This is a genomic window from Bradyrhizobium sp. 147 (assembly GCF_023073935.1).
In the GTDB taxonomy this organism is placed as follows: domain Bacteria; phylum Pseudomonadota; class Alphaproteobacteria; order Rhizobiales; family Xanthobacteraceae; genus Bradyrhizobium.
In genome coordinates, this window is sequence record NZ_JADPKL010000097.1 from 192166 (window position 1) to 214825 (window position 22660).

Consider the following 22660-nt stretch of genomic DNA (forward strand, 5'->3'; position numbering starts at 1 on the left):
CGATGCTTCGCATCGCCCCGGAACGACGGTGCTAAATTTAGTTACCCATCTCCTTGATCCTTCGCGCGTACAGCCGCCGCAGCGGCTCCAGCTGCGTCGCCTCCGTCGCCGCGCGATAAGCTTCGCGCGCCTCCTCCTTGCGGCCAAGCCGCCGCAGCAGATCGGCGCGCACGGCGGGCAACAGCTCGTAGCCAGCGAGCCCGCCGCGGGCGGTGATCGCATCGACGAGAGCGAGCGCACGTGAAGGTCCATCGACCATCGACACCGCCGCGGCATGGTTCAGCTCGATCACCGGTGACGGGTTGATGCGCAGCAGGACCTCATAGAGCCCCGCAATCTGCGGCCAATCGGTCTGCGCAAAGCTGGTCGCGCGAGCATGCAACGCCGCGATTGCGGCTTGCACGGCATAGGGTTGCGGCCGGCCCGGCACGCGCAGCGCGTCATCGACCAACCGCAGCCCTTCATCGATCTGCGCGCGGTCCCACAGCGCGCGATCCTGCTGTTCGAGCAGCACGATATCGCCGGCCGGTGTCTGGCGCCCGGCGCGGCGCGCGTCGTGCAGCAGCATCAAGGCCAGCAGGCCCTTGACGCCGGCGCGATCCGGCATCAACCGGTCCAGCAGGCGGCCGAGCCGGATGGCCTCGGCGGCGAAATCGGGCCGCATCAGGTCCGTACCCGACGTCGCGACGTAGCCTTCGGTGAAGACGAGATAGATCACGGCGAGCACGCCGTCGAGCCGCAGCGCCAGCGCGTCGCGCTCGGGCACTTCGTAAGGAATACCGGCGAGGCGGATCTTCTGCTTGGCGCGAACGAGGCGCTGCGCCATTGCCTCCTCGCTGACGAGAAAGGCGCGCGCGACCTGCGCGGTGGAGAGCCCGCAGACGGTGCGTAGCGTCAGCGCAACCTGGACTTCGGTTGCGAACGCGGGATGGCAGCAGGTGAAGATCAACCTGAGCATGTCGTCGTCGAGCACGGCCGGCGGCTCGTCAGGCGCTTGCGCATTCAGCTCGAGCTCATGCACCAGCGCTTGTTGCTTGCCGCGAAACACGGCTTGGCGGCGAATGCGGTCGATCGCCTTGTTGCGCGCGACATTGACCAGCCAGGCGCGCGGATTGTCGGGGATCTCGCATGCCCGCCAGCGTTCCAGCGCGACGGCAAAGGCATCCTGGAGCGCATCCTCAGCGAGATCGAAATCGCCGACGAGGCGGATCAGCGTGGCCAGCGCCCGCCCCGCCTCGTCACGAAAAATGGCTTCGATCTCGGAAGGGGTCATGCGATCACCACCTCCAACGTCATTGCCGGGCGTCGCGCCCGCGACGAGCCCGGAATCCATAATCCCGATCGTGGTTATGGATTCCGGGCCTGCGCCTTGCGGCGCATCCTGGAATGACGAGGGTGAGATCATTCACTTGTCATAGACCCAGATCGGCCGCACCTCGATCGATCCGATGCGCGCGGAGGGAATCCGCGCCGCAATCTCGATCGCGGCATTCAAATCCTTGGCTTCGACCAGATAGTAACCGCCGAGCTGCTCGCGCGTCTCCGCGAACGGGCCGTCGGTCGTCAGCGTTTTGCCATCGCGCACGCGCACGGTCGTTGCCGTCGTCGTCGGCTGCAAGCGGTCGCCGGCCTTGAAGTTGCCGCTCTGGATGATGGACTGCGTGAAGGCCTGATATTCCGCCAGTATCTTCTGGCTGGTCGCCGCATCGTTCTTGGCGTACTCGACCTCGTTCTGGTAGATCATCAGCAGATACTGCATTGCTTCACTCCTGTGGTTCGGCTGTGTTGCCGACATCCAGTCGAACGGGGCACGCACCAAACGACACCTTCAGGATAAATTATTTGAAGCCCGCATGCGCGGCGATATCGGCTTGACGGAACCGTCACAAATGCTCCATGCCTAAACCGTCAGTCGGCCGGACGGCCGCTCCGGCAGGGGCCGAAAGGCCGCCGGGGAGGAAAGTCCGGGCTCCCTTGACATGCGGTGCCGGATAACGTCCGGCGGGGGTAACCCCAGGGAAAGTGCCACAGAGAACGAACCGCCCGCCTTCGCCCCTTCGGGGCTTCGGCGCGGTAAGGGTGAAAAGGTGCGGTAAGAGCGCACCGCGGCTCCGGCAACGGAGCCGGCATGGCAAACCCCACCGGGAGCAAAACCGAATAGGGACGGCGCAGCGGGCTGTTCGCGCAAGCGATAACGCCGCGGGGCGATGTCAGGCCCGCCGTCCGGGTAGGTTGCTCGAGGCCATGTGCAAACATGACCCCAGAGGAATGGCCGTCACGTACCGTTCGCGCAAGCGGGCGGTGCCTTACAGAACCCGGCTTACAGGCCGGCTGATATCTTGCAACGAGGGGTTCGGCGCCAACGCGCCGAGCCCCTCACCATTTTGGCCATTGTCATTCCGGGGCGTGCGCAGCACGAGCCCGGAATCCATGGAGCCGCGGAGTTGATGGATGAATGGATTCCGGGCTCTCGCTTCGCGAGCCCCGGAATAACGGCGAGAATTACGCCACGATTTTCTCCAGCACGCCCATCAGCGCCTCCGGCGCACGAATGCGCGATGTAAACGCTGCGGCCGCTTTAGGCCCCGCGCGTGTCCGCCCTCACCAGCGCCGGTGCAAGCGCATTGCCTTCGCGCCGCAGCTTCTTCGGCTCGAAACCGTGCATGCCGAGCTGCCATTGCAGCCCGACGATGGCGCCCTTGGTCGGTTGCAGTAATGCGAGCGACGCGAACAGCGTCACCGGCAGCCACACCGCGAGTTGCAGCCACTCCGGCGGCGCATAGGCGGTCTCGACCGCAAGGATCGCCGGCACCACGAGATGGCCGACCACGACCATCACCAGATAGGCCGGAAAGTCGTCTGCGCGCTGGTGAAACAGCTCCTCGCCGCAATGGTCGCAAGCGTCAGCCACTTTCAGGAAGCGGCCGAACATGTGCCCTTCCCCGCAATTCGGACATTTGCCGGTGAAACCGCGCCACATCGCCTTCGCCAGAGAGACCGTCGCCATGACCACACCTCTTCCCTTTCAACGATCCATACAATAATATATTGCATCCATACATTCAAAGGATATGGACCTAAATTGCATGGATTGGACCCCTACAATCTCCGAGCTTTCCGGCCCGCGCTACCAGCGTATCGTCGAGGCCATGGAGGCCGACATCGCCGCGGGCCGGCTGGTGCGCGGCCAGCAATTGCCGACGCAGCGCGCGCTCGCAAAAGCGCTCGGCATCGACCTCACCACGGTGACGCGCGCCTACACCGAGGCGCGGCGCCGCGGCATCATGGAGGCCCGGGTCGGACAGGGCTCGTTCGTGTCGGAGACCAGCGCGCGCCGCGCGGTCGACCTGCCCCACCCAGTCGCGATCGACCTCTCGATGAACGTGCCGCCACAGCCGCTGGAGGCACAGCTCGACGAGCGCATCATCGCCGGAATGGAAGCCATCCGCGCGCAATCGGGCCTGACGGCCCATCTCAACTACCAGCCGCCCGGCGGCAGCGCGCATGAGCGCGAAGTTGCAGCACGCTGGATGCGCGCCCGCGTTGCGCATGCGCATGCCGACAAGCTCGTGATCTTTCCCGGCGCGCAGACGATCCTGTTCAACCTGCTCAGCCATCTCGCGCGGCCCGGCGACATCGTGCTGACCGAAGCGCTCACCTTTCCGGGCATCAAGGCCGCCGCGGCGCGGCTTGGTATCAAGCTCGTCGGCGTCGCCATGGATGACGGCGGCATCCTGCCCGACGCGCTGGCAGACGCTTGCCGCACCCACAGGCCGAAAGCCGTCTATCTCATTCCGACGCTGCACAATCCGACCACGGCGACGCTCTCCCCAGAGCGGCGCAGCGCGATCGCAAAGATCATTCACGATGCCGGTACGACACTGATCGAGGACGATGCCTACGGGCTGCTCGACCGTTCGGCATCGCCGATCGCGAGCCTCATTCCGGAGCGGACCTATCTCGTCACCACGCTGTCAAAATGCATCGCGCCGGCCCTCCGCGTCGCCTATCTGCTGACGCCCAACAACGATGCACAGCAGACGATGCGCAGCCATTTGCAGGCCACCGTGCAGATGCCGGCGCCGCTGATGGTGGCGCTGGTGACGCATTGGATCGAGACCGGCATTGCCGATCGCATCATCGCCGCCATCCGCGACGAGGCGGTTGGCCGCCAGCAGCTCGCGCAGCGCGCGCTGAAAGGATTTCAGTTCCTGGCCAGGCCCGCCGCCCATCATCTCTGGCTGAGGCTGCCGGAGGGCCGGTCCGATGTCGCGGGGCATCTCTTGCGGAATGGACTCGCACTGGTGGCCGGCGAAGCCTTCAGCGTCGATGGGATGCCGCCGCATGCGGCGCGAGTCTCGCTGGGCGCAGCGCGCAACAGGGCGGAATTGACCGAGGCGCTGCGCATCCTGGTCAGCGCGCTGCACAAGCCGACCGACACCAGGCAGATCGTCTAGCGTAAACCTATCGATGCTGACGGCGATGACGCGCGCGAGGCGCAGGCACACCGGGTGACGGATAGGCCTGCGATGCATAGGCGTCGCGCGGGATGCCCTGCTGGCCGAGCGCAGCGCGCGCCGCCGGCGTGAGCTGGCCGCCATTCAGCACGTCGCGGTCGGGATGGGCGGCCTGATAGGCCGCAGGTTCGGAAAGCTGCGCCTGCGCTATTGTCGGCATCAAGGCCGCCGCCGACATCAGCGCGGCCGCAACGGCAATGTTCATGCGGGTCATCGTCATTCTCCATCATCTTGTATGGGACTGACCGAACGGAGCGCACGATGGCGTCGGACGGGCCGCCGGATTGAAGTACTGAAGTACGACCGTCATGTAGGCGTGTCTTTCGCGAAAGCCCGAAGGCTGCAGATCACGCTTGCGTGCAGCACGGATTGACCGGCACGGCAGCAAGCGTGCTATGCGGGCGCTGGTGATCAACAGTTCGGGATCGCCCATTGCAACAAGGATGATCCGTTGGAAACGCTCACCTACGTCCTGTTGTTGTTCGGCGCGCTGGCCGGCGGCTTCGTCTCGGGACTGGCCGGCTTCGGCACGGCGCTGATGGCGCTCGGCATCTGGCTCTACGTCCTGCCGCCATCGCTTGCGGTGCCGTTGGTGCTGATCTGCTCGGTAATCGCCCAGACCTCGACGCTGCCGTCGATGTGGAAGAGTTTTGACCTCTCGCTGGTCTGGCCGTTCCTGATCGGGGGGCTGGTCGGCGTGCCGCTGGGAACGATGATGGTGGCCTCGGCCGATCCAAAAGTTTTCAAGCTGAGCGTCGGTGTGCTGCTTCTGATCTTCTCGAGCGCGCTGTATCTGAACACGAGGTCGCTCGCGATCAAATTCGGCGGCAGGATCGCCGACGGCGCGATTGGCGTTGCCGGCGGCATTCTTGGCGGCCTCGCCGGATTGTCGGGGCCGCTGCCGATCCTGTGGGCCAACATCCGCGGCTGGAACAAGCACGAGCGGCGTGGCATCTTCCAGCTCTTCAATTTCACGGTGCTCGCGACCGCGCTGGCGTTGCAGACCGCGTCGGGCCTCGTCGCCTTCAAAGTGGTTTGGCTCGCGCTGGTCGCCTTTCCGGGCACGCTGATCGGCGCATGGGCCGGCGCACGCGTCTATCACGCGTTGAGCGACAAGCATTTTGGCGATGTCGTGCTCGGCCTTCTGTTCCTGTCCGGCCTCGGCCTCGTCTGGAACAGTGTTGGCGCATATTAGCCCCACGGCGCCGCAAATTATCCGGCGCCGCTGGGGAGGTGACTGCCGCTACGCAGGCGCACGCGCGGGAGGTGCGACAGGCTCAGCTTCGATCGGCCCGGGAGCCCCGACCTGCCGGAGCGGCGCCAGGCGCCTTTCGAACTCGCGGCGTAACAACCACAAGCTCAGCGCGGCCTGGAGCGTCGTCGCAGCGATCGACAAGTACCACACGTGCTCCATGCGGAAGCCCGGCCGCGTCGACAGCCAGATCGCCGGCAAGGAATAGGTGAACACGCGCGTCGCCGAGCTCAAGAGCACCGGTTTGGTATTGCCGAGGCCCTGGAACATGCTCGAGCAGGTGAAGATCAGGCCCTGCGCCACCATGTTGAGCGAGATGATCCGCAGGAACAGGAAGGCGATCTCCATCGCCTCCCGGTCGTTGGAGAATCCGGCGAGCAGCAACTCCGGCTTCGCTTGCGCAAGGATCATGAAGCCGATCATCACGGCTGTGGTGATTAGCGCCGTCTTGGCGAAGGTCTCCCGCACGCGCGCGCCGTTTGCGGCGCCGACGTTCTGGCCGGCGATCGGCCCGGCCGCGAGTGCGACCGCAAGCGCCGGCATCTGGATCAGGCCGAGCACCCGCTGCCCGATACCGAATCCCGCCTGCGCCGCCGCACCGAAATCGCGCAGCACGTAATAGACCACGGCCATGAAGATGAACATCATCGCGAACTCGCCGCCGGCCGGCAGACCGAGATTGAGAATGCGCTTCAAATGGCGCGGCTGCGGGCGCCACTGCGCCGCGTTGAACGCGACGTAGCGCTCGACCTGGCGGAAGTACGCCAGCAGCATCAGAACGCCGATCGCTACCGCGATCGAGCTCGCCAGCCCAGCGCCGGCAACGCCGAGCGGATAGCCCGTGCCCCAGCCCGCGATCAGCACCGGCGCCATCGCGATATTGATGACCACCGCGAGCGCCTGCACCAGCATGGCAGGACGGACGATGCCGGTCGCGCGCAGCGCAGACGCCATCACCTGAGTGGCAAACTGCAGCGCGAGCGCGGGCATGAACCACAAAAGATAGATGGTCCCCGCCTCGATCGTGGCCTGATCCGCGGCGATCGAGTGCATGTAGAGACGCGACAAGGCTGCGCCCGCGGCCAGGGTCAGCAGGCCGAACAGCACCGACAGCGCGATCGCCTGGTTGAAGATCAGATTGGCATCCTGCCGATCCTTGCGTCCCACGGCGTGCGCGATCAGCGCCACCGTGCCGACGCCGAGCACCTGCATCAGCGCGTTGACGAGAAATCCGGCATTGCCGGCCGCGGCGACACCCGCGACGGCAGCATCGCCCAATCCCGAGACGAAGTAGAGATCGACCAGCTGGCAGAGCATAATCGTGATCATGCCCACCATGATCGGCGGTGCCATGGCCAGGATGTGTCTCACGATCGGGCCGTTCGTCAGGTCTTTCATGTCATTCACCTCCGGCGGCGTGGCGTCGGGACTTCGCCCCGCCGCCGCGCGCCTCATTCCGCTGCTGCGATGTGTCCGAGCTCCACCACCTGACGTTCGAACAGGCCGCGATAGATGCCCCCTCGCTTGCCCGCGAGCACGGCATGCGTGCCCTGCTCGACGATCTCGCCGCGATCGAACACCAGGATGCGATCGAGGCTTTTCACGGTGGACAGCCGGTGCGCAATCACGATCGAGGTGCGGCCCTTCATCAGCCGCTCCATCGCCTGTTGGATCAGCGCCTCCGACTCCGAATCCAGGCTCGACGTCGCCTCGTCCAGGATCAGCACCGGCGCATCCGCCAGGAAGGCGCGCGCCAGCGCCACGCGCTGCCGCTCGCCGCCCGACAACTTCACGCCGCGCTCGCCGACCAGCGTGCCGTAGCCCTTGGGCAGGCGCAGAATGAAGTCGTGCGCGTTCGCAAGCCGCGCCGCCTGCTCGATCGCCTCCAGGCTGGCGCCCGGCCGGCCATAGGCGATGTTTTCGGCGAGCGAGCGGTGGAACAGGATCGGCTCCTGCTGCACGAGCGCGATCTGGCTGCGCAGCGATTGCTGCGTGGCGCGCGCGATGTCCTGCCCGTCGATCAGCACGCAGCCACTGGTGACGTCGTAAAGCCGCTGCACCAGCTTGACGAAGGTCGTCTTGCCGGAGCCGGAACGGCCGACGAGGCCGACACGCTCGCCGGCGCGGATCGTCACCGACAGGCCGTCATAGAGCGGCGCGCGGTGGCCGCCATAATGGAACGTGACGTCGTCGAACACGATCTCGCCGCCCTCGATCGCGATCGGACGCGCATCGGAAGCATCCGCAATGCCGATCGGCTCGTCGTGGATCGCCACCAGCTCGTCCATGTCGTTGACCGAGCGCTGGAGGTTGTTGATGTGCATGCCAACGTCGCGCAAATAGGCGTGGATGACGTAATAGCTCGTCAGCACATACGTGACGTCGCCGGGCGTGGCATGACCTGACATCCACAGCAGCACCGAGCCGCCGATCACGGAGGCGCGCAGGCACAGCAGCAAGGAAAGCTGCGACATCGCCGTGTAATTGTAGCGAAGCCAGGTCCGCCGCACGCGCACGCGCCAACGGTTGATGACGCGCGCGAGCCGCGCATCCTCGCGCGCTTCGGCACCAAACGACTTCACCACGGCGTTGCAGGTCAGCGCGTCCGCCAGCGTGCCTCCGACCTTGGTGTCCCAGGCATTGGAGACGCGGGCTGCCGGCGCGATGTAGCGGGTCGAGAACACCACCGTGATGGTGACGTAGACGACCGCCCCGAGCGCGATCACCAGGCCGAGCGAGGCCCAGTGCACGCCGAGCAGGACCATCGACCCGATCAGCACGACCAGCGAAGGCAGAAGCGCGAGCAGAATGGTGTCGTTGAGCAGGTCGAGCGCCCACATGCCACGGGTGATCTTGCGCACCGTGGAGCCGGCAAAGGAGTTCGCGTGCCAGTCGGTCGAGAAGCGCTGCACGCGCGTGAACGCGTCCTGCGCGACTTCGGACATGGTCGTCAGCGTGAACGGCACGATCGCCTGGAGGCCGACGAGCCGCAACACCATCGAGGCCGCGCCCAGCGCCACGATGGCGCCGAACGCCGTGAGCGCCGCGTGGCGCGCGTCCGGGTCGGACGGGCCGCGCGTCAGCGCATCGACCAGATGCCCTGAGAACACCGGCATGAACAGGTCGGCGAGAGTCGCGCCCAAGACGCCGGCGGCCACAACGAGGCCGCGCCCCGGCTGCTTCAGCCAGTGGCGGAACACGAAGGGCAGCACCACGCGAATTGCGGCGGGCTTTTTAGACAGAGCGGTCATGACATCATCCGGCCGCACGCGCGGGCCGGCTCCATCGATGGACACAGACCGGCCGCGAAGGCCGAGACGGCGTCACTCAAAACTGACTTTGACTTGGGAAGCGGAGCGATCGGGGCGCTTGGTCGAAATCTTGGCCCAATCGAGGCTGGCGGAAAGAGCCTCTATGAGGCCGAGCACATACCGAGCCAGAATATCGAGCGCGGGCGTGCGATCTGCGAATGCGTCGAAATCATGCAAATCCCTCCCGGCTCGATTGAATGAGGTGCGCTTTATAGATGTGTCGCAAGCGCTTTGCAACGGGGCTCGCGCGAGATCACGCACGAGTGTTGCAATTTGGTTCGCGACCCCGTCCGCATCGCTGGTTGCGCGCTGCCCACCCCAATCTCCGCCGTCATGCCCCGGCTTGACCGGCCATCCAGTACGCCGCGGCAAGTGTGGTGCGAGAGCGAGCTCTGCAACGCTTGCCTCTGGAATACTGGAGCGTCCGGTCCCGGCTCCGCCAACGGCTTCGCCGGGCATTCGGTGTTGGGCCGGCGAAGCTTCAGCGAAGACGGCAAGCCCGACGATGACACCGAACAGGTGGAGTTGCGTCAATGCGCGTCGCCGCTGGCGCCAAACGGCGAAGGCGGCTTCTTCAGCAGCGCGACCAGGACGCTGAGCGCGAGATAGAACAGCGTCAGCACGAAGAAGGCGTCGCCAAAGCTCATCACCACGGCCTGGCGATGAACCAGCTGGGAGAGCTGCTTCATGGCCATCAGCGTGGCATCGCCAAGCCCTTGAAACTTCTGCATGAACATGGTCAGGGTTTCGGTCGCGGTCGCATTGCCCCACGTCACGCGCTCCTGGAGGCGGGTGATGTGGAGGTCGGTGCGATCGTTGAGCACGGTGTTGATGACGGCGAGGCCGAGCGCGCCGCCGAGATTGCGCATCAGGTTGAACACGCCACTCGCGTTCTTCACCTTCTCGGGTGCCAGCGTACCGAGGGCGACGTTGTTGGTCGGCACCATCGCGAACATCATGCCGATGCCGCGCAGGATCTGCGGCACCAGCAGTTCATAGAAATCATAGTCTCGCGTCATCCAGGTCATCTGGTAGGAGCCGAGCGCGAACACGACAAGACCGAACGCGATCATGTAGCGCATGTCGACCTTCGCCATGAGCCGGCCGACCAGCGGCGCGACCAGGAACATGGTGATGCCGGAGACGAACATGGTGTCGCCGATCATCAACGCGCTGTAGCCGCGCACTTCGGCGAGATAGCGCGGATAGATATAGGTCAGGCCATAGAGCCCGATCCCGATGCAGAACTGCAGCGTGCAGCCGACGGCGAAATTGCGGTCCGAGAAGGTGCGCAAGTTCACGATCGGCTCGGCCGCGGTGAAGACGCGCCAGAAGAAGGCGACTCCCGAGACCGCGCAGATCCAGGCGCAGATCGCGACCGAGGTTTCCTGCATCCATTCATATTGCGGGCCTTCCTCCAGCACGTATTCGAGCGTGCCGAGAAAGCCGGCCATGAACAACAGGCCCCACCAGTCGAAGCGGTCGAGCAGTTCGAGATGCGGCTCGTCGAAATCGACCAGCGCCAGCACGCCGACGGTGATGCCGATGCCAGGCAGAACGTTGATGTAGAACAGCCAGTGCCAGGACATCGCGTCGGTGATGTAACCGCCGACCGTCGGTCCGATCGTGGGTGCGAGGGTCGCAACAAGCCCGATGATGGGGCCGACGATGTGGAATTTCGAGCGCGGGAACACGGTATAGGCCGAGGCGAATACCGTCGGGATCATCCCGGCGCCGAGGAATCCCTGGAGCGCGCGCCAAAGGATCATCTCCTCGATGGTGCTGGCAAAGCCGCAGAGCAGGCTCGAGGCGGTGAAGCCGGCGGCCGAGATCGCGAACAACAGCCGCGTGCCAAAGGCGCGCGACAGGAATCCCGAGAGCGGAATGGCGATGACCTCGGCTATCAGATAGGCGGTCTGGACCCAGGAGACTTCGCTGGAGCTTGCCGACAATCCGGCCTGAATCTCACTCAAGGAGGCCGAGACGATCTGGATGTCCAGGATCGACATGAACATCCCGAACACCATGATGATGAAGGCAAACAGCCGCTTCGGCGCGATACGCTCGGAAGCCGGTGCCGCCATCATGGCAGGTGAAGCGGTGGAGGTGTCGGCCATTTGTCAGCTCTGATAGGAGCAAGCTGCGAGTTGGCGGCACCTCTCCCGCTTGCGGGAGAGGTCGCGCCGAAGGCGCGGGTGAGGGTTCTCTCCTCTAGGGGATTGTCCCATTCTGGAAACACCCTCTCCCCAGCCCTCTCCCGCAAGCGGGAGAGGGAGCGCACCTGCATTCGCGGCTGCAGCGTGATTCATATCACCGCGCCTACTGCGGGTGAACCGCGATGGGATCGTCGAGATCGACCTCGCTGTCGGCATCGGCGGCACCCTTGTTGGTGTCGACGGTCGCGTAGACCGACATGCCGGCGCGGAGCAGGTTCTGCTTCGCCACCGATTTCGGCACGCGGATGCGCACCGGCACGCGCTGCACGATCTTGGTGAAGTTGCCGGTGGCATTGTCAGGCGGCAGCAGCGTGAACACCGAGCCCGCGCCCGCCGCGATGCTGTCGACGACGCCGGAGAACTTGCGCATGCCATAGGCATCGACCTTGATCGTCACCGGCTGGCCGGGGCGAATGCGCTTGAGCTGCGTTTCCTTGAAATTGGCGTCGATATAGACATCGTCGAGCGGCACGATGTTGCCGAGGCGCTGGCCGACCGCGACGAAGTCGCCCGTATTGACCAGGCGATTCGAGAACGTGCCGTTGACCGGCGCGCGCACCGTGGTGAATCCGAGATCGCGCTCAGCCTTGGCGAGCGTGGTCTTGAGCTCGGCGAGCTGCGCCTGCGCTTCGGCCTGCTGCGCCTTGGCGACGTCGACATTGCTGACCGCGACGTCGTAGGCGGCCTGCGCGGCCTTGACCGCGGCCGCGCCCTGGTCGCGTCCGGCTTCCGAGCTCTCGAAGGTGGCGCGCGAGGCAAAGCCCTTGCTGCTCAGCGCCTGCTGGCGCTCATAGTCGAGATCGGCACGCTTGAGGCCTGCTTCAGCCGAGACGAGCTGCGCCTTTGCTTGCGCGACCTGGCTATCGAGTGCTGCGACCTGGCGGCTGATGCGGTCAATCGTGGCCTGCTGGGTCGCGATCTTGGTCGCGGCGGCATCGACTGCGATCTTGTAGTCGCCGTCGTCGATGCGGAAGACGACGTCGCCCGCGCGCACCGGCGAGTTGTCGCCGGCGAGGACCGCGGAGATGTGGCCGGCGACGCGCGCACCGAGCATGGTGTTGTTGGCGCGGACATAGGCATCGTCGGTGGAGATGTAGAAGCGGCCGACCAAGGTGTAGTAACCGGCATAGCTCGCGACCGCGAGCGCCAGCAGCAAGCCAACGCCCATCAGGACGAATTTGCGCTTGCCGGATTTGGGCGCGGCGGCAGCAGCGCTATGGACAGGGGCAGCCGGGGCCGCCCTGTCAGTCGCGGGCTTCTCGGCCACCTCGACGCTGCGGTGCTCGGTTTCCTCGACCACATGAGAGCGCAATTTCTCAGCCAGGACGGCGGGTTTCTCGCTCGCCGCGTCACCGCTCGCCTGCTCCGGCGTCGTCTCCACCGCTTCCTGGCGAAGGACGCGCGCAGCCTGGTCTCTCGATACGGCCATAAAGGCCTCCCCAAAAGCGCGAGCAGGGGTGGCCGCCACGGCACGCCCCCTTTTCGCTCGTCCTGAATACCTTGACCGAACGGTTCGGTCAATCTACATAATATTCCCGGTGTCATCTTAATAGCCGGAATCCTTTATTCGGGTTCATAGCCCCAGACGCGGATCCAAAAACCTTCCGAGACCCTAAACCAATGGTTGTAGCTGCCAGCGAACGTCTTCACATCGTCCCGGAGGAGGACAGCTCCAAGCGACGTCAAATCCTGGACGGTGCTCGCAAAGTGTTCATGGCTCTCGGTTTCGACGGCGCCAGCATGGGCGAGATCGCGCGCGCGGCACAGGTTTCCAAGGGCACGCTCTACGTCTATTTCGCCGACAAATCCGCGCTGTTCGAAGCCATTCTCGAAGAGGAGGCGCTCCAGCACGGCCAGGTCGTGTTCAATTTCGATCCCGCGCGCGATGCCGAGACCACGCTGAAGGATTTCGGCCAGGCCTATATCCATTTGCTCTGCCGGCCCGGCGGCGGATCGGCAATCCGCACCGTGATGGCAATCGCCGAGCGCATGCCCGACGTCGGCCGCCGTTACTATGCGCGGGTGCTGGACAAGACCATCCACCGGTTGTCCGATTATCTCAAAGCCCATGTCGCTTCCGGCGATCTCGACATCGACGATTGCGATCTGGCCGCCTCGCAATTCATGGAACTATGCAAGGCCTCGCTGTTCCTGCCGTTCGTCTTCCAGGCTGCTCCCGCACCGTCGCAAGAGCGCATGACCGAAGTCGTCGACAGCGCGACGCGGATGTTCCTCGCGACGTATCGGGTGAAGTAACTGCAAGCGGGCTACGCGTTGCGCAGGCGCGTCGCGGGCGGTTATATTTGCGTCCATGCCTCGTGATCTTCGCCCCCCTGTCGATATTCTCCATTATGAGATCATCCAGGAGCAGGCCTCGGCGCTTGGACGAATGGGCCGCGCGCTGGAACAGAGCCTCACGCGTTTGCGCGAGTTCGACGCCGCCCACGCGGCCTCGGAGATACCGGCCTCACTGCAACCGGCCAGACGTAGGCTGGTGCATGAGGCCGGCCATGCGCTGTGGATGTTCGTAGTGCAACGCGAGGCGTCGGGTCTTCGCGACAGCCGTCACATCATGCGAACCTACAACGTCCCTGGCGAGGTGCAGCGGTGCATGGGGCTCCCACCATCGAAGCCGGCCTCGAAATGACTTGCTGGCGGGCTACGCCCCCCATCGTAGCCACGGGTTTTGCGCAAGCCTCAATCGTCGGCGTACTCGTCTTCTTCGCGCTTGTGCGCGGCGCTCTTGCGGCCGAGCGAACCAGTCACGGAAGGATCGCGTGCATTCGCATAGGGGCTGCGTGACTGCGCACGCGCAGCGACCTCATCGCCGGAGACGGCGGCGGGCTGGCAGATCAGGCGACGGCTGGCGCGGCGCATCAGATCGACGTGGATGTGATCGTAATGATAGACGTTGGAGCCGGGCGCGAGCACCGTGGTGAAATGCGCGCAGGCACCGGACTGCACGTCGCGCAAAAATCCCTGCTCTTCCGGCATGCCGCGCCAGCCTTCCTTCACAGTGACACGGCGGCCGTCGGCGAGCACGAAGGCGGAAATATCGAGCGCATTGCCGAAGGCGTGCTCGGAAATGTGGGCGCGCGAGTTGCCGTTCATGCCGCGGCAGGAATAGGCAGAGATCTGCTTGATTTCGGCGACGCGGACCCCGAACCAGCGCATGGCCGAGGGCTGCACGGTGTCGGCGAGCCAGCGGTCGAGCTCGGACACGATCGGACAGGCCAGCGTCGCGGTCGGCTTGATCGCAACCGGACCGACGGCGGTGACGGGATTGCCCTGCGCCGGGCCAAGACGCGGCAGCGGCTGCTGCGCGGGCGGTTGCCCGTAGGGTGCCGCACCGGCCGGCCGTGCCGGATAGCTCGGCGCATTCATGTAGCGCGCGGTCGCCGCGGCATCGGTGCCCTCGGGCGGCAGATCGATCTCGTCTTCCTGCGGCACCACGCCGGGCGCGTTCAGCGACATCGGTCCGGTTGAAGTGCCATAGCCGGAAGGCTGCTGCACCGCGCTCTCCGGATAGTTCGATCGCTGCGGGTGGGAGGGTGCCGGATAATTCTGGCTCTGCGGATAGTTCGATCGCGGCTGCGTGACCGGCCAGCGCGGCTGGTTGCCGATGCTCCCCGGCGGACGCAGCTCCTCGTCGGCAAAGCCATAGCTGTTGGAGGCTTCGCCGATGGCGGCGACCTTCAGCGGAAATTCGGCGCCACATTGGCCAGGGCCGGAGATCGGATCGATGCGGACGATGTCCGCACTCTCCTTGACCGCTCCAGATTTCAGGCACGCCGCTTCCGCCTCGGCCCGCCACGGTTCGCGTTCGGCCTGGAAGAAGCCGCGTCCGCAACCCGCAAGCGAAACAAGGACGAAGGAGCCGACGAGATACAAACGAACTCCGCGCGTCATGAACGCACGTTCGGTGAATTTACTTAAAGACTCTTCAACGTGTCGTTTCAGCCTTCTTTAACCATGCCGGCCCGCGTGCGCCGAAATGCTGCCAGACTGAGCGACAGGACGACTGACTTTTTCGGAAGGAGACTCTCTGTTAACCATAAAGCTCGCGCAACGCGGCGCGACAGCGGGAGCGATCTCATGACGTTCGCCGGCAGACTGAGCATTATCACCGCGTACCTCGCCATGGCCTTCGTCGGCGCCATCGTGCTCGGCATCATATAGGGCCGCGCTCCATCTCATGGATCGTCACCAACATTAGGCCAAGATAGCCGAATGTGCGCCGGTTCACGCAGGCGACGGTCAGATGTAGTGATGTCCATCACGGAAGAAGGGACAGCCGGGGCGTAGGGTCGAACTACGCTCAGTCCACCAGCGACACCAGTCCATACGGGGACCACGGAGGTTGTCATGAACAAGCTCACCATCGCCGCCACGGCGCTCTTCGTTGCTTCGACCGCCGCCGCGCATGCGGGCAATTCGATCTCGTTCCAGGTCGAAGGCCAGCACATCCGCATCGAGACGCCGCGCAATTGCGCCTCACTCAATTGCGTGACCATCGTGGCGCCGGGGCTGTCGGACAAGCCGATCAAGCTGAACAACATCAACCTCAAGGGCCTGGGCGGCTCCAAGGAGGATGACGTCGACACCACGCCGGCTCCGGCGACCACGAATGCGCAGCCGGCGCCGGCTCCGGTGCAGCAGCAGCCAGTGCCACAGGCGCCGGTCCAGGCGGCTGCGCCCGCCGCAACGGACCCGACGGCTCCCGCCGCCGCGTCCGCCGGCCTCGACACCACGCAGCCTGCACCTGTTGCGGCGCCTGCTCCCGTCGCCGCACCCGCTCCCATCGCTGCTGCTCCCGCGCCGGCCCCGGCTCCGGTTGCCGCGGCGCCCGTGGCGCCACCAAACTCGCCGATCGGCGTGTGGGCGACCGAAGAGAACAAAGGCAATGTCCGTGTCGAACAGTGCGGCGCCAATCTCTGCGGTTATGCCGTGAAGACCAATGAGCGCATCCTGATCAACATGAAGCCCGACGGCTCGAAGTGGAGCGGCCGCATCCACGATCCCAACTCTGGCCGCAATTACGACTCGACCATCGCGATGAAAGGTCCGAATGCAATGCGCGTGCAGGGCTGCGCCTTCGGCGGTATGTTCTGCGGGGGCCAGACCTGGAAGCGCGTGAGCTGACATCGAAGGTCTCGACCAGCGCGCGGCGCGCGCTCACGCCTCGCCGCGCAGCCACGCCTTCACCTTCTGCAACAAGCCGTGCCGCAAGTCGTCGACCGAGGCGGCTTGGGCTGGTGTCAGCGTCTGCAAGGCCGCATCGATGTGATCGGCCGGCGGCGTCGGCTCGGGCGAAGGCGCAACACCGGCAGCGGCGAGCGCAATCGGACCGATCTGCGCCAGGAACGCGCGCTCATATTCGCGCGACAGCCGCGCGATTGCGTCGTCCAACGTCAGCCAGTCCACCGCCTTGATGTCGTTCATCGGTTTGCGGACCGGCCCGCCATCGGCCTCCATGCGCCAGAAATGCACGACCTTGGTGCGCCCGCCCGATTGATAGCCCAGCGTACCCAGAAATTCGTGCACCGCGACGTCGTGCCCGGTCTCTTCCAGCACCTCGCGATGCGCGGCCTCCTTCGGCGTCTCGCCGTCGTCGAGCTTACCCTTGGGCAAGACCCATTCGTTGCGCTTGCGCTGGCGCACCACGGCGATCAGCGGCGTCGAACATCGACGCAGCACAATACCACCCGCCGCCATCACCGGCGCCCGCGCCATCACTCACATCCAGTTGTCCCCGCGGACGATATAGGCGGCGGGCGCGGCGGATTGAAGGCTACTTTCTCTTCAGCAGCGCTTGACCGGCGCGGATGCGCGTGCCCTCCGTGATGCCGTCGCAGAACGTGAAATCGCCGGGCGCCAGGATGATGATGGTCGAGCCGTGCTCGAACCAGCCGAGCTCCTCGCCTTTGATCACGTTGACGTCGCAGGGAAAATTGACGGGGCCATGGGTCTGCGCGTTCAGCACCATGTCGAGAAAGTGCAGGCGGATGCTCGCGACCAGGATGGCGGCGACCGGCACCAGCGTCACCGCCTCGCGGGTCGGCAAATGCGTGCGAATGACCGCGCGCTCGTTCTTGCAGAACAGCCGCTCGACGCGCTTCAGCGCGATGGGATTGACGTTCCAAACGTCGCCATGAATCAGCGTGACGCGCTCGATATGCGCATCATAAGGCGCGTGGAAACGGTGATACATGCTCGAGGTCAGCCGCAGCGTGACGAAGCTTCCGTTGCGGTGCTGGTCGACCAGAGCGGAATCGCCGACGAGATCGAGCAGAGAATACGGCGCGCCTTTGACCTGAAACAGTTCGGTGTCAGCGATCCGACCATGGGCGCCGACAATGCCGTCGGAGGGGCTCGCGACCACCGCCGGGTCCGGATCGAACGGCCGCAGATCCGGCTTGAGCTCCCGGGTGAAGCAGTCGTGCAGACTCTTGAAACGATCTTTTCGCGCCTCCGACAGATCGAGGTCGGAGAACAGCTTCCACAGCGCGATCGAGAAGTCCCGCACAAACGGGTTCTCGATCTTGGAGAACCAGCCCATGAAGCGGGTCAGGGCCGCGCGCGGGATGCGGTTGGTCAACAGGAAGTTGAGGTCTTCCTGCTGGGTGAAAGAGGCGATGAGGGCTTTGACTGTCATGAATCTGTCAGCTCGCAGGGTTAGCGCTTGTTGTCATGGAAACGACACTCCCGATTCTCTCGATGTCCGTGGCCGCCGCAGCGTCCGCTGCCGCCGCCTTCCCGAAGCTCAAGGCGCGCATCGAGCTCTCCCGCGCCAAGCACCGCTCGCTCTCCGGGCATTCCAAGATGTCGCGCCGCGTGGCGCGGCTGATCCCGTTCTACGAGTTCGGAAACGACGACTACTTCTCCTGCGATGGCGCGCCGGTGAATATCGCGGCTCAGCGCAAGGAGGGCTTCTTCCGCCTCGCCGGCCTCTACGCCGAGCGCTATCCCAGGGGACGCGCGATGACGAAGGAGGCCGCGGAGAGGATCTCCGATCTGAACTTCACCGAGAGCTACCGCGTGCCGTTCCAGTTCTCGCGACTGGTCCGCGAGCATCTGGGCACCTCGACCTTCATGGAATCCTCGCGCGGCGTCACCGTCACGGATATCGACGGCAACAGCTTCTACGACCTCACCGGCTCCTACGGCGTCAACATCTTCGGCAACGACTTCTACAAGGAGTGCATCGAGGGCGCCGAGAAGCGGGCGCACGCGCTCGGCCCCGTGCTCGGTCCCTATCATCCCGTCATCCTCGACAACGTGCAGCGGCTCTGCCGAATCTCGGGCCTCGACGAGGTCTCGTTCCACATGTCCGGCACCGAAGCCGTGATGCAGGCGGTGCGGCTCGCGCGCTACCACACCAAGCGCACGCATCTCGTCCGCTTCGCCGGCGCCTATCACGGCTGGTGGGGCGACGTGCAGCCCGGCGTCGGCAATCCGATTCCCGCGCACGAGACCTACACCCTCGCCGAGATGTCGGAGAGGACCCTGCACGTGCTGCGGACCCGCAAGGACATCGCCTGCGTGCTGGTCAACCCGCTGCAGGGCCTGCATCCGAACGCCAATGCCCCTGGCGATTCCTCGCTGGTCGATTCCTCCCGTGGCGGCAATTTCGACCGCGCGGCGTACACCGAGTGGCTCAAGAAGCTGCGCGAGGTCTGCGACCAACGCGGCATCGTGCTGATCTTCGACGAGGTGTTCGTCGGCTTCCGTCTCGCCGCCGGCGGGGCCCAGGAATATTTCGGCGTGCGCGCCGACATGGTGACTTACGGCAAGAGCCTCGCCGGCGGCCTGCCGGTCGGCGTGGTCTGCGGCAGACGCGAATTGATGCGCCGCTTCCGCGACGACCGTCCCGCCGACATCTGCTTCGCCCGCGGCACCTTCAACTCGCATCCCTACGTCATGACGGCGATGGACGAGTTCTTGAGCCGCCTCGCCAGCCCCAACTTCCGCGCCGTCTATGACGCGCTGGAGGCGACCTGGAACGGCCGGGTCCAGACGCTCAACCACATGATGAGCGATGCCGACCTGCCGGTGCGGTTCGCCAACTTCTCCTCGATCTGGACGGTGAAATACACCACCCCGTCCCGCTACAATTGGATGCTGCAATATTATCTGCGCGCCGAAGGCCTGGCGCTGAGCTGGGTCGGCACCGGCCGGCTGATCTTCAGTCTGAACTACACCGACGCCGACTTCACCGAGGTCGCCGAGCGCTTCGTCCGCGCGGCCCAGAAGATGAAGGCCGACGGTTTCTGGTGGCACGACGGCACGCTCACCAACAAGAGCATCAAGCGGCAGATCCTGAAAGAGATGCTGGCCAAGCGGTTCGGGCGTTGAGGCCGATTCTTTCCATATAACCACTGTCATTCCGGGGCGATGCGAAGCATCGAACTCCGGTGCGCAATTGCGCACCTGAGAATCTCGAGCTTCCGGGCTCGGTCCTACGGACCGCCCCGGAATGACGGCGCTTAAGGCACCCCCACACACGTGGATGCCCGGGACGAGCCCGGGCATGACGCAAGCATCAGACATCAGAGTATTGGATATGCGCAGCGCGCTCAGGCGTGCTGCTCTTCGAGCGTCGGCTCGCCGATGAGGCCCAGCGTGTGCTCGGGGTTGAGGTGCAGGCCGGGGTCCATCAGCTCGCCACGCATCAGCGCGAGCGGAGCCTTGCGATAGAGCATCAGATCATGGAACGGATCGGTCAGGATCTTGGTCATCCAGACGAGACCGGTCTCGACATCGCGGATGAAGAACAGGTGCACGGTACGGAACAACAGACCGCCGCCACCGACCAGGAGCCAGATCTTGGCGACCTGCCGCATGAAGTCGGTCGCGCTCGCCCAGGGCGTGAACAGGCCGAACAGCGTGGGATCGGCGAACAGCACCAGCGGCGAGAGCGCCCAGATCGCCATCAGCACCACCTTGCGCTGAAGATTGTAGCCGACCTTGATCTCTTCCTTGTGCTCGTGCGTCGCCTGGTTGATGTGGTCGTAACCGTGCGGCTCGAAGAAGAAGTGACCGGCCTGGCGCGAGGTCATCGAGACCAGCCAGCCGACCAGCGCGGACACTACGGGGTCGATGAACAGCCAGACATAGGCAAAGAGAAAGCTCAGCGCGCTGACGAAGTGCAGGCTCTGATTGATGCGGCTGTGGTGATAGTAGCGATGGTCGTCCCAGCGCTGGATGCGCAGCTGCTCGAGATAATTCTTGATCATGCTCTTCCCTAAGATGCTTTCGGGTACGGGATTTAAACGGATTCGATGTAGGCCGTGTGACATCATCATTTTGTCATGTGACGATATGCAGCGGCGCGATGACGCACGGTTACTTTCTCCCCTCACCTTGAGGCGCTTGCGCAGCAAGCGTCTCGAAGGGCGAGGCCCGTCCGCAGCAGGCGGGCCTGCATGGTCCGAGACGGCGCTTGCGCGCCTCCTGAGGGGCAACAGCGATGCTACGCCGCCTTGGCGACGTCGACTTTGCGGAAGCGCACCAGCGAGAAATGGCCGAGCGGCGGAATCAGACGGCGCTCGGCAAGCTCGATGCCGCGGGCGCCGGCCAGCCACTTCGCATAGCGCGACCAGGCGAATTCGGCGGTGCGGAAGCCGAGCGGACGCACCACCGGCTGCAGCTTCTGCTCGATGAAGCGGCGCATGCCGGTATCGGCGCTGACGCGGGTGAGGATGATCAGCTCGCCGCCCGGGCGCAGCACGCGGACGAATTCGTCGAGCGCCTTCTCCGGATTGGGCACTGCGGTGACGACGTATTGCGCCATGACGACGTCGAAGGAGTTGTCGGGGAATTCGAGCTTCTCGGCGTCCATCACCGCGAGGCCCTCGACGTTCTTCAGCTTCTGCTCGCTCACGCGGCGGCGCGCCTTGTCGAGCATCGCCTCCGAGATGTCGGTGCCGAAGATGCGCAAGTTCGGCGCGTAGAGCGGCAGCGAGATGCCAGTGCCGACGCCGACCTCGAGCACCCGGCCGCCGATCTTGTTGGTGGCCGCGATCGCCGCCTGCCGGCCCTTGGCGAAGACGCCGCCGAACACGAGGTCGTAGACCGGCGCCCAGCGGTCATAGGCCTGCTCGACCGTGCCGCGGGTGAGGTCGAGCTGCTGGGTGCCATCAAGGTTCATGATCTTAGCCATCGATGAGGTTCTCGCTGTGGTTCAAATGGACGATCAACCGCGCACCGGCCGCCGCGCCATGCGAGGCGAGGCGCGCAAGGTGCGGCTGGGCTGAAGTGAGGTGAGATTGCCGACGAACTGGCGCGCGCTGTTTTCCCAGGAACGCTCCAGCGCGAAGTTGCGGCAGGTCTGGCGCGACATCGTGAGCGCGCGCAGGCACGCGGTGCGCAGATCATGGTCGATCGCGCCGATCGGATGATCGGCGATGACGTCCTTGGGGCCCGTCACCGGGAACGCCGCAACCGGCGTGCCGCAGGCCAGCGCCTCGAGTTGCACCACGCCGAAGGTGTCGGTCAGGCTGGGAAACACGAAGACGTCGGCGGCGGCGAGGTGCGCGGTGAGATCCGCCCCCTTCTTCTCGCCGAGGAAGACGGCGCCGGGATATTTCTTTTCCAGCGCAGGCTTCTGCGGGCCGTCGCCGACGACGACCTTGGTGCCGGGCAGGTCGAGCGCGAGGAACGCTTCGAGATTCTTCTCCACCGCGACCCGGCCCATCGTCATGAAGATGGGGCGTGGCAGGTCGAGAGCTGCCGGGCTGTCGGGATGGAACAGCTCGGTGTTGACGCCGCGCGTCCAGAAGCCGAGCCGCTTGAAACCACGTTCAGACAGTTCCTGCCGCAGCGAGGGCGTCGCCACCATGGTCATCGCGGCGGCATCGTGAAAGTGGCGCAGCACGGCATAGCCGATGCTCGCGGAGATGCCGGTTCGCACCGAAACATATTCGGGAAAGCGCGTCGTATAGGACGTGGTGAAGGCGAGCCGGTTGCGCCGGCAATAGGCTCGCGCGGCCCAGCCGATCGGGCCTTCGGTCGCGATGTGCAGCGCCTCGGGAGCGGCCTTGTCGATCCGCCGTGCGATTTCCCTGAAGCTCGGCAACGCGATGCGCAGGCCCGGATAGGTCGGCAGCGGCCATGACGGAAAACCGTCCGGGGTCAGGAAGTCGATCTCGACATCGAGGGCCTTGGCCGCGCTCGCCAGCGAGGTCAGCGTCCGCACCACGCCGTTGACCTGCGGATGCCAGGCGTCGGTCGCGATTAATACCCGCATCGGAAAATCCCGAGAGTTTGATGATTCTCGGTTTCCGACCATCAACGAAGGATATTTCAGGCGTATGACGTCACAGAAGTGTCGGCGCTCTGTTTTGTTCGTTAACGGGCCCGCGC

21 protein-coding genes and 1 other RNA gene are annotated in these 22660 nt (G+C 65.0%); 7 read left to right on the top strand and 15 right to left on the bottom strand.

The features are described 5' to 3' along the window. Positions 1-37: 37 nt before the first annotated feature. A complete protein-coding gene (locus tag IVA87_RS25120; RefSeq protein ID WP_247335612.1) occupies positions 38-1273 on the bottom strand; it encodes an RNA polymerase sigma factor in 1236 nt (411 codons plus the stop codon). A 132-nt stretch (positions 1274-1405) separates the two neighbouring features. Further along, the gene (locus IVA87_RS25125) at positions 1406-1759 is read right to left on the bottom strand and encodes a YciI family protein (protein WP_247335535.1); all 354 of its coding nucleotides are present in this window, start codon (positions 1757-1759) and stop codon (positions 1406-1408) included. 149 nt (positions 1760-1908) lie between these two features. Here IVA87_RS25125 and rnpB point away from each other — a divergent pair. After that, positions 1909-2339: RNase P RNA component class A (rnpB, locus tag IVA87_RS25130), an RNA gene on the top strand. A 239-nt stretch (positions 2340-2578) separates the two neighbouring features. Here the strand turns inward: rnpB and IVA87_RS25135 are convergent. Beyond that, positions 2579-3007 (bottom strand): DUF983 domain-containing protein, encoded by a 429-nt coding sequence (locus IVA87_RS25135; protein WP_247335537.1) that lies wholly within the window; start codon positions 3005-3007, stop codon positions 2579-2581. A 79-nt stretch (positions 3008-3086) separates the two neighbouring features. Here IVA87_RS25135 and IVA87_RS25140 point away from each other — a divergent pair, with 79 nt between their 5' ends. Beyond that, positions 3087-4457, top strand: coding sequence for a PLP-dependent aminotransferase family protein (locus tag IVA87_RS25140; protein WP_247335539.1), 1371 nt, complete (start codon positions 3087-3089; stop codon positions 4455-4457). Positions 4458-4464: 7 nt separating this feature from the next. On the opposite strand, the gene IVA87_RS25145 is transcribed toward IVA87_RS25140, so the two are convergent. Next, positions 4465-4731, bottom strand: a complete 267-nt coding sequence (locus tag IVA87_RS25145; RefSeq protein ID WP_247335540.1) for a hypothetical protein — start codon at positions 4729-4731, stop codon at positions 4465-4467. 237 nt (positions 4732-4968) lie between these two features. On the opposite strand from IVA87_RS25145, the gene IVA87_RS25150 reads away from it, so the two are divergent. Continuing rightward, entirely contained in the window at positions 4969-5712 is a 744-nt protein-coding gene (locus tag IVA87_RS25150) for a sulfite exporter TauE/SafE family protein (protein ID WP_247335541.1), read from the top strand. 48 nt (positions 5713-5760) lie between these two features. On the opposite strand, the gene IVA87_RS25155 is transcribed toward IVA87_RS25150, so the two are convergent. The 5 genes from IVA87_RS25155 to IVA87_RS25175 all read right to left on the bottom strand — a co-directional run bounded on the left by IVA87_RS25155 (position 5761) and on the right by IVA87_RS25175 (position 12725). Then, positions 5761-7167: an MATE family efflux transporter gene (locus tag IVA87_RS25155; RefSeq protein WP_247335542.1), complete on the bottom strand. Its 1407-nt coding sequence runs from the start codon at positions 7165-7167 to the stop codon at positions 5761-5763. A 53-nt stretch (positions 7168-7220) separates the two neighbouring features. Further along, positions 7221-9020: an ABC transporter ATP-binding protein gene (locus tag IVA87_RS25160; RefSeq protein ID WP_247335543.1), complete on the bottom strand. Its 1800-nt coding sequence runs from the start codon at positions 9018-9020 to the stop codon at positions 7221-7223. A gap of 72 nt (positions 9021-9092) precedes the next feature. Beyond that, on the bottom strand, positions 9093-9614 hold the full coding sequence (locus tag IVA87_RS25165; protein WP_247335544.1) for a hypothetical protein: 522 nt from the start codon (positions 9612-9614) through the stop codon (positions 9093-9095). Further along, positions 9611-11197 (bottom strand): DHA2 family efflux MFS transporter permease subunit, encoded by a 1587-nt coding sequence (locus IVA87_RS25170; RefSeq protein ID WP_247335545.1) that lies wholly within the window; start codon positions 11195-11197, stop codon positions 9611-9613. Before IVA87_RS25170 ends, IVA87_RS25165 begins: the two co-directional genes overlap by 4 nt. A gap of 202 nt (positions 11198-11399) precedes the next feature. After that, the gene (locus IVA87_RS25175) at positions 11400-12725 is read right to left on the bottom strand and encodes an HlyD family secretion protein (protein WP_247335547.1); all 1326 of its coding nucleotides are present in this window, start codon (positions 12723-12725) and stop codon (positions 11400-11402) included. A 191-nt stretch (positions 12726-12916) separates the two neighbouring features. Here IVA87_RS25175 and IVA87_RS25180 point away from each other — a divergent pair, with 191 nt between their 5' ends. Continuing rightward, the gene (locus tag IVA87_RS25180) at positions 12917-13552 is read left to right on the top strand and encodes a TetR/AcrR family transcriptional regulator (protein ID WP_247335549.1); all 636 of its coding nucleotides are present in this window, start codon (positions 12917-12919) and stop codon (positions 13550-13552) included. A gap of 55 nt (positions 13553-13607) precedes the next feature. Next, entirely contained in the window at positions 13608-13943 is a 336-nt protein-coding gene (locus IVA87_RS25185) for a DUF6665 family protein (RefSeq protein WP_247335552.1), read from the top strand. A 50-nt stretch (positions 13944-13993) separates the two neighbouring features. Here the strand turns inward: IVA87_RS25185 and IVA87_RS25190 are convergent, their stop codons facing one another. Continuing rightward, positions 13994-15205, bottom strand: a complete 1212-nt coding sequence (locus tag IVA87_RS25190; protein WP_247335554.1) for an extensin family protein — start codon at positions 15203-15205, stop codon at positions 13994-13996. 456 nt (positions 15206-15661) lie between these two features. On the opposite strand from IVA87_RS25190, the gene IVA87_RS25195 reads away from it, so the two are divergent. After that, positions 15662-16438 carry a DUF2147 domain-containing protein gene (locus tag IVA87_RS25195; protein ID WP_247335555.1) on the top strand — a complete coding sequence of 259 codons (777 nt, stop codon included), beginning with the start codon at positions 15662-15664 and terminating at the stop codon, positions 16436-16438. Between the two features lie 33 nt (positions 16439-16471). Here the strand turns inward: IVA87_RS25195 and IVA87_RS25200 are convergent, their stop codons facing one another. Both IVA87_RS25200 and asd read right to left on the bottom strand, forming a co-directional pair. Continuing rightward, positions 16472-17029, bottom strand: a complete 558-nt coding sequence (locus tag IVA87_RS25200; protein WP_247335556.1) for an NUDIX hydrolase — start codon at positions 17027-17029, stop codon at positions 16472-16474. Positions 17030-17087: 58 nt separating this feature from the next. After that, positions 17088-17951 carry an archaetidylserine decarboxylase gene (asd, locus tag IVA87_RS25205; protein WP_247335557.1) on the bottom strand — a complete coding sequence of 288 codons (864 nt, stop codon included), beginning with the start codon at positions 17949-17951 and terminating at the stop codon, positions 17088-17090. 35 nt (positions 17952-17986) lie between these two features. On the opposite strand from asd, the gene IVA87_RS25210 reads away from it, so the two are divergent. Then, positions 17987-19651, top strand: a complete 1665-nt coding sequence (locus IVA87_RS25210; RefSeq protein ID WP_247335558.1) for an aminotransferase class III-fold pyridoxal phosphate-dependent enzyme — start codon at positions 17987-17989, stop codon at positions 19649-19651. Between the two features lie 221 nt (positions 19652-19872). Here the strand turns inward: IVA87_RS25210 and IVA87_RS25215 are convergent, their stop codons facing one another. From IVA87_RS25215 to IVA87_RS25225, 3 genes are all read right to left on the bottom strand, one after another. Further along, positions 19873-20532: a hypothetical protein gene (locus IVA87_RS25215; RefSeq protein ID WP_247335559.1), complete on the bottom strand. Its 660-nt coding sequence runs from the start codon at positions 20530-20532 to the stop codon at positions 19873-19875. Between the two features lie 236 nt (positions 20533-20768). Next, on the bottom strand, positions 20769-21458 hold the full coding sequence (locus IVA87_RS25220; protein ID WP_247278441.1) for a methyltransferase domain-containing protein: 690 nt from the start codon (positions 21456-21458) through the stop codon (positions 20769-20771). Positions 21459-21491: 33 nt separating this feature from the next. Beyond that, positions 21492-22544: a glycosyltransferase family 1 protein gene (locus IVA87_RS25225; protein WP_247335561.1), complete on the bottom strand. Its 1053-nt coding sequence runs from the start codon at positions 22542-22544 to the stop codon at positions 21492-21494. Between the last annotated feature and the right edge of the window lie 116 nt (positions 22545-22660).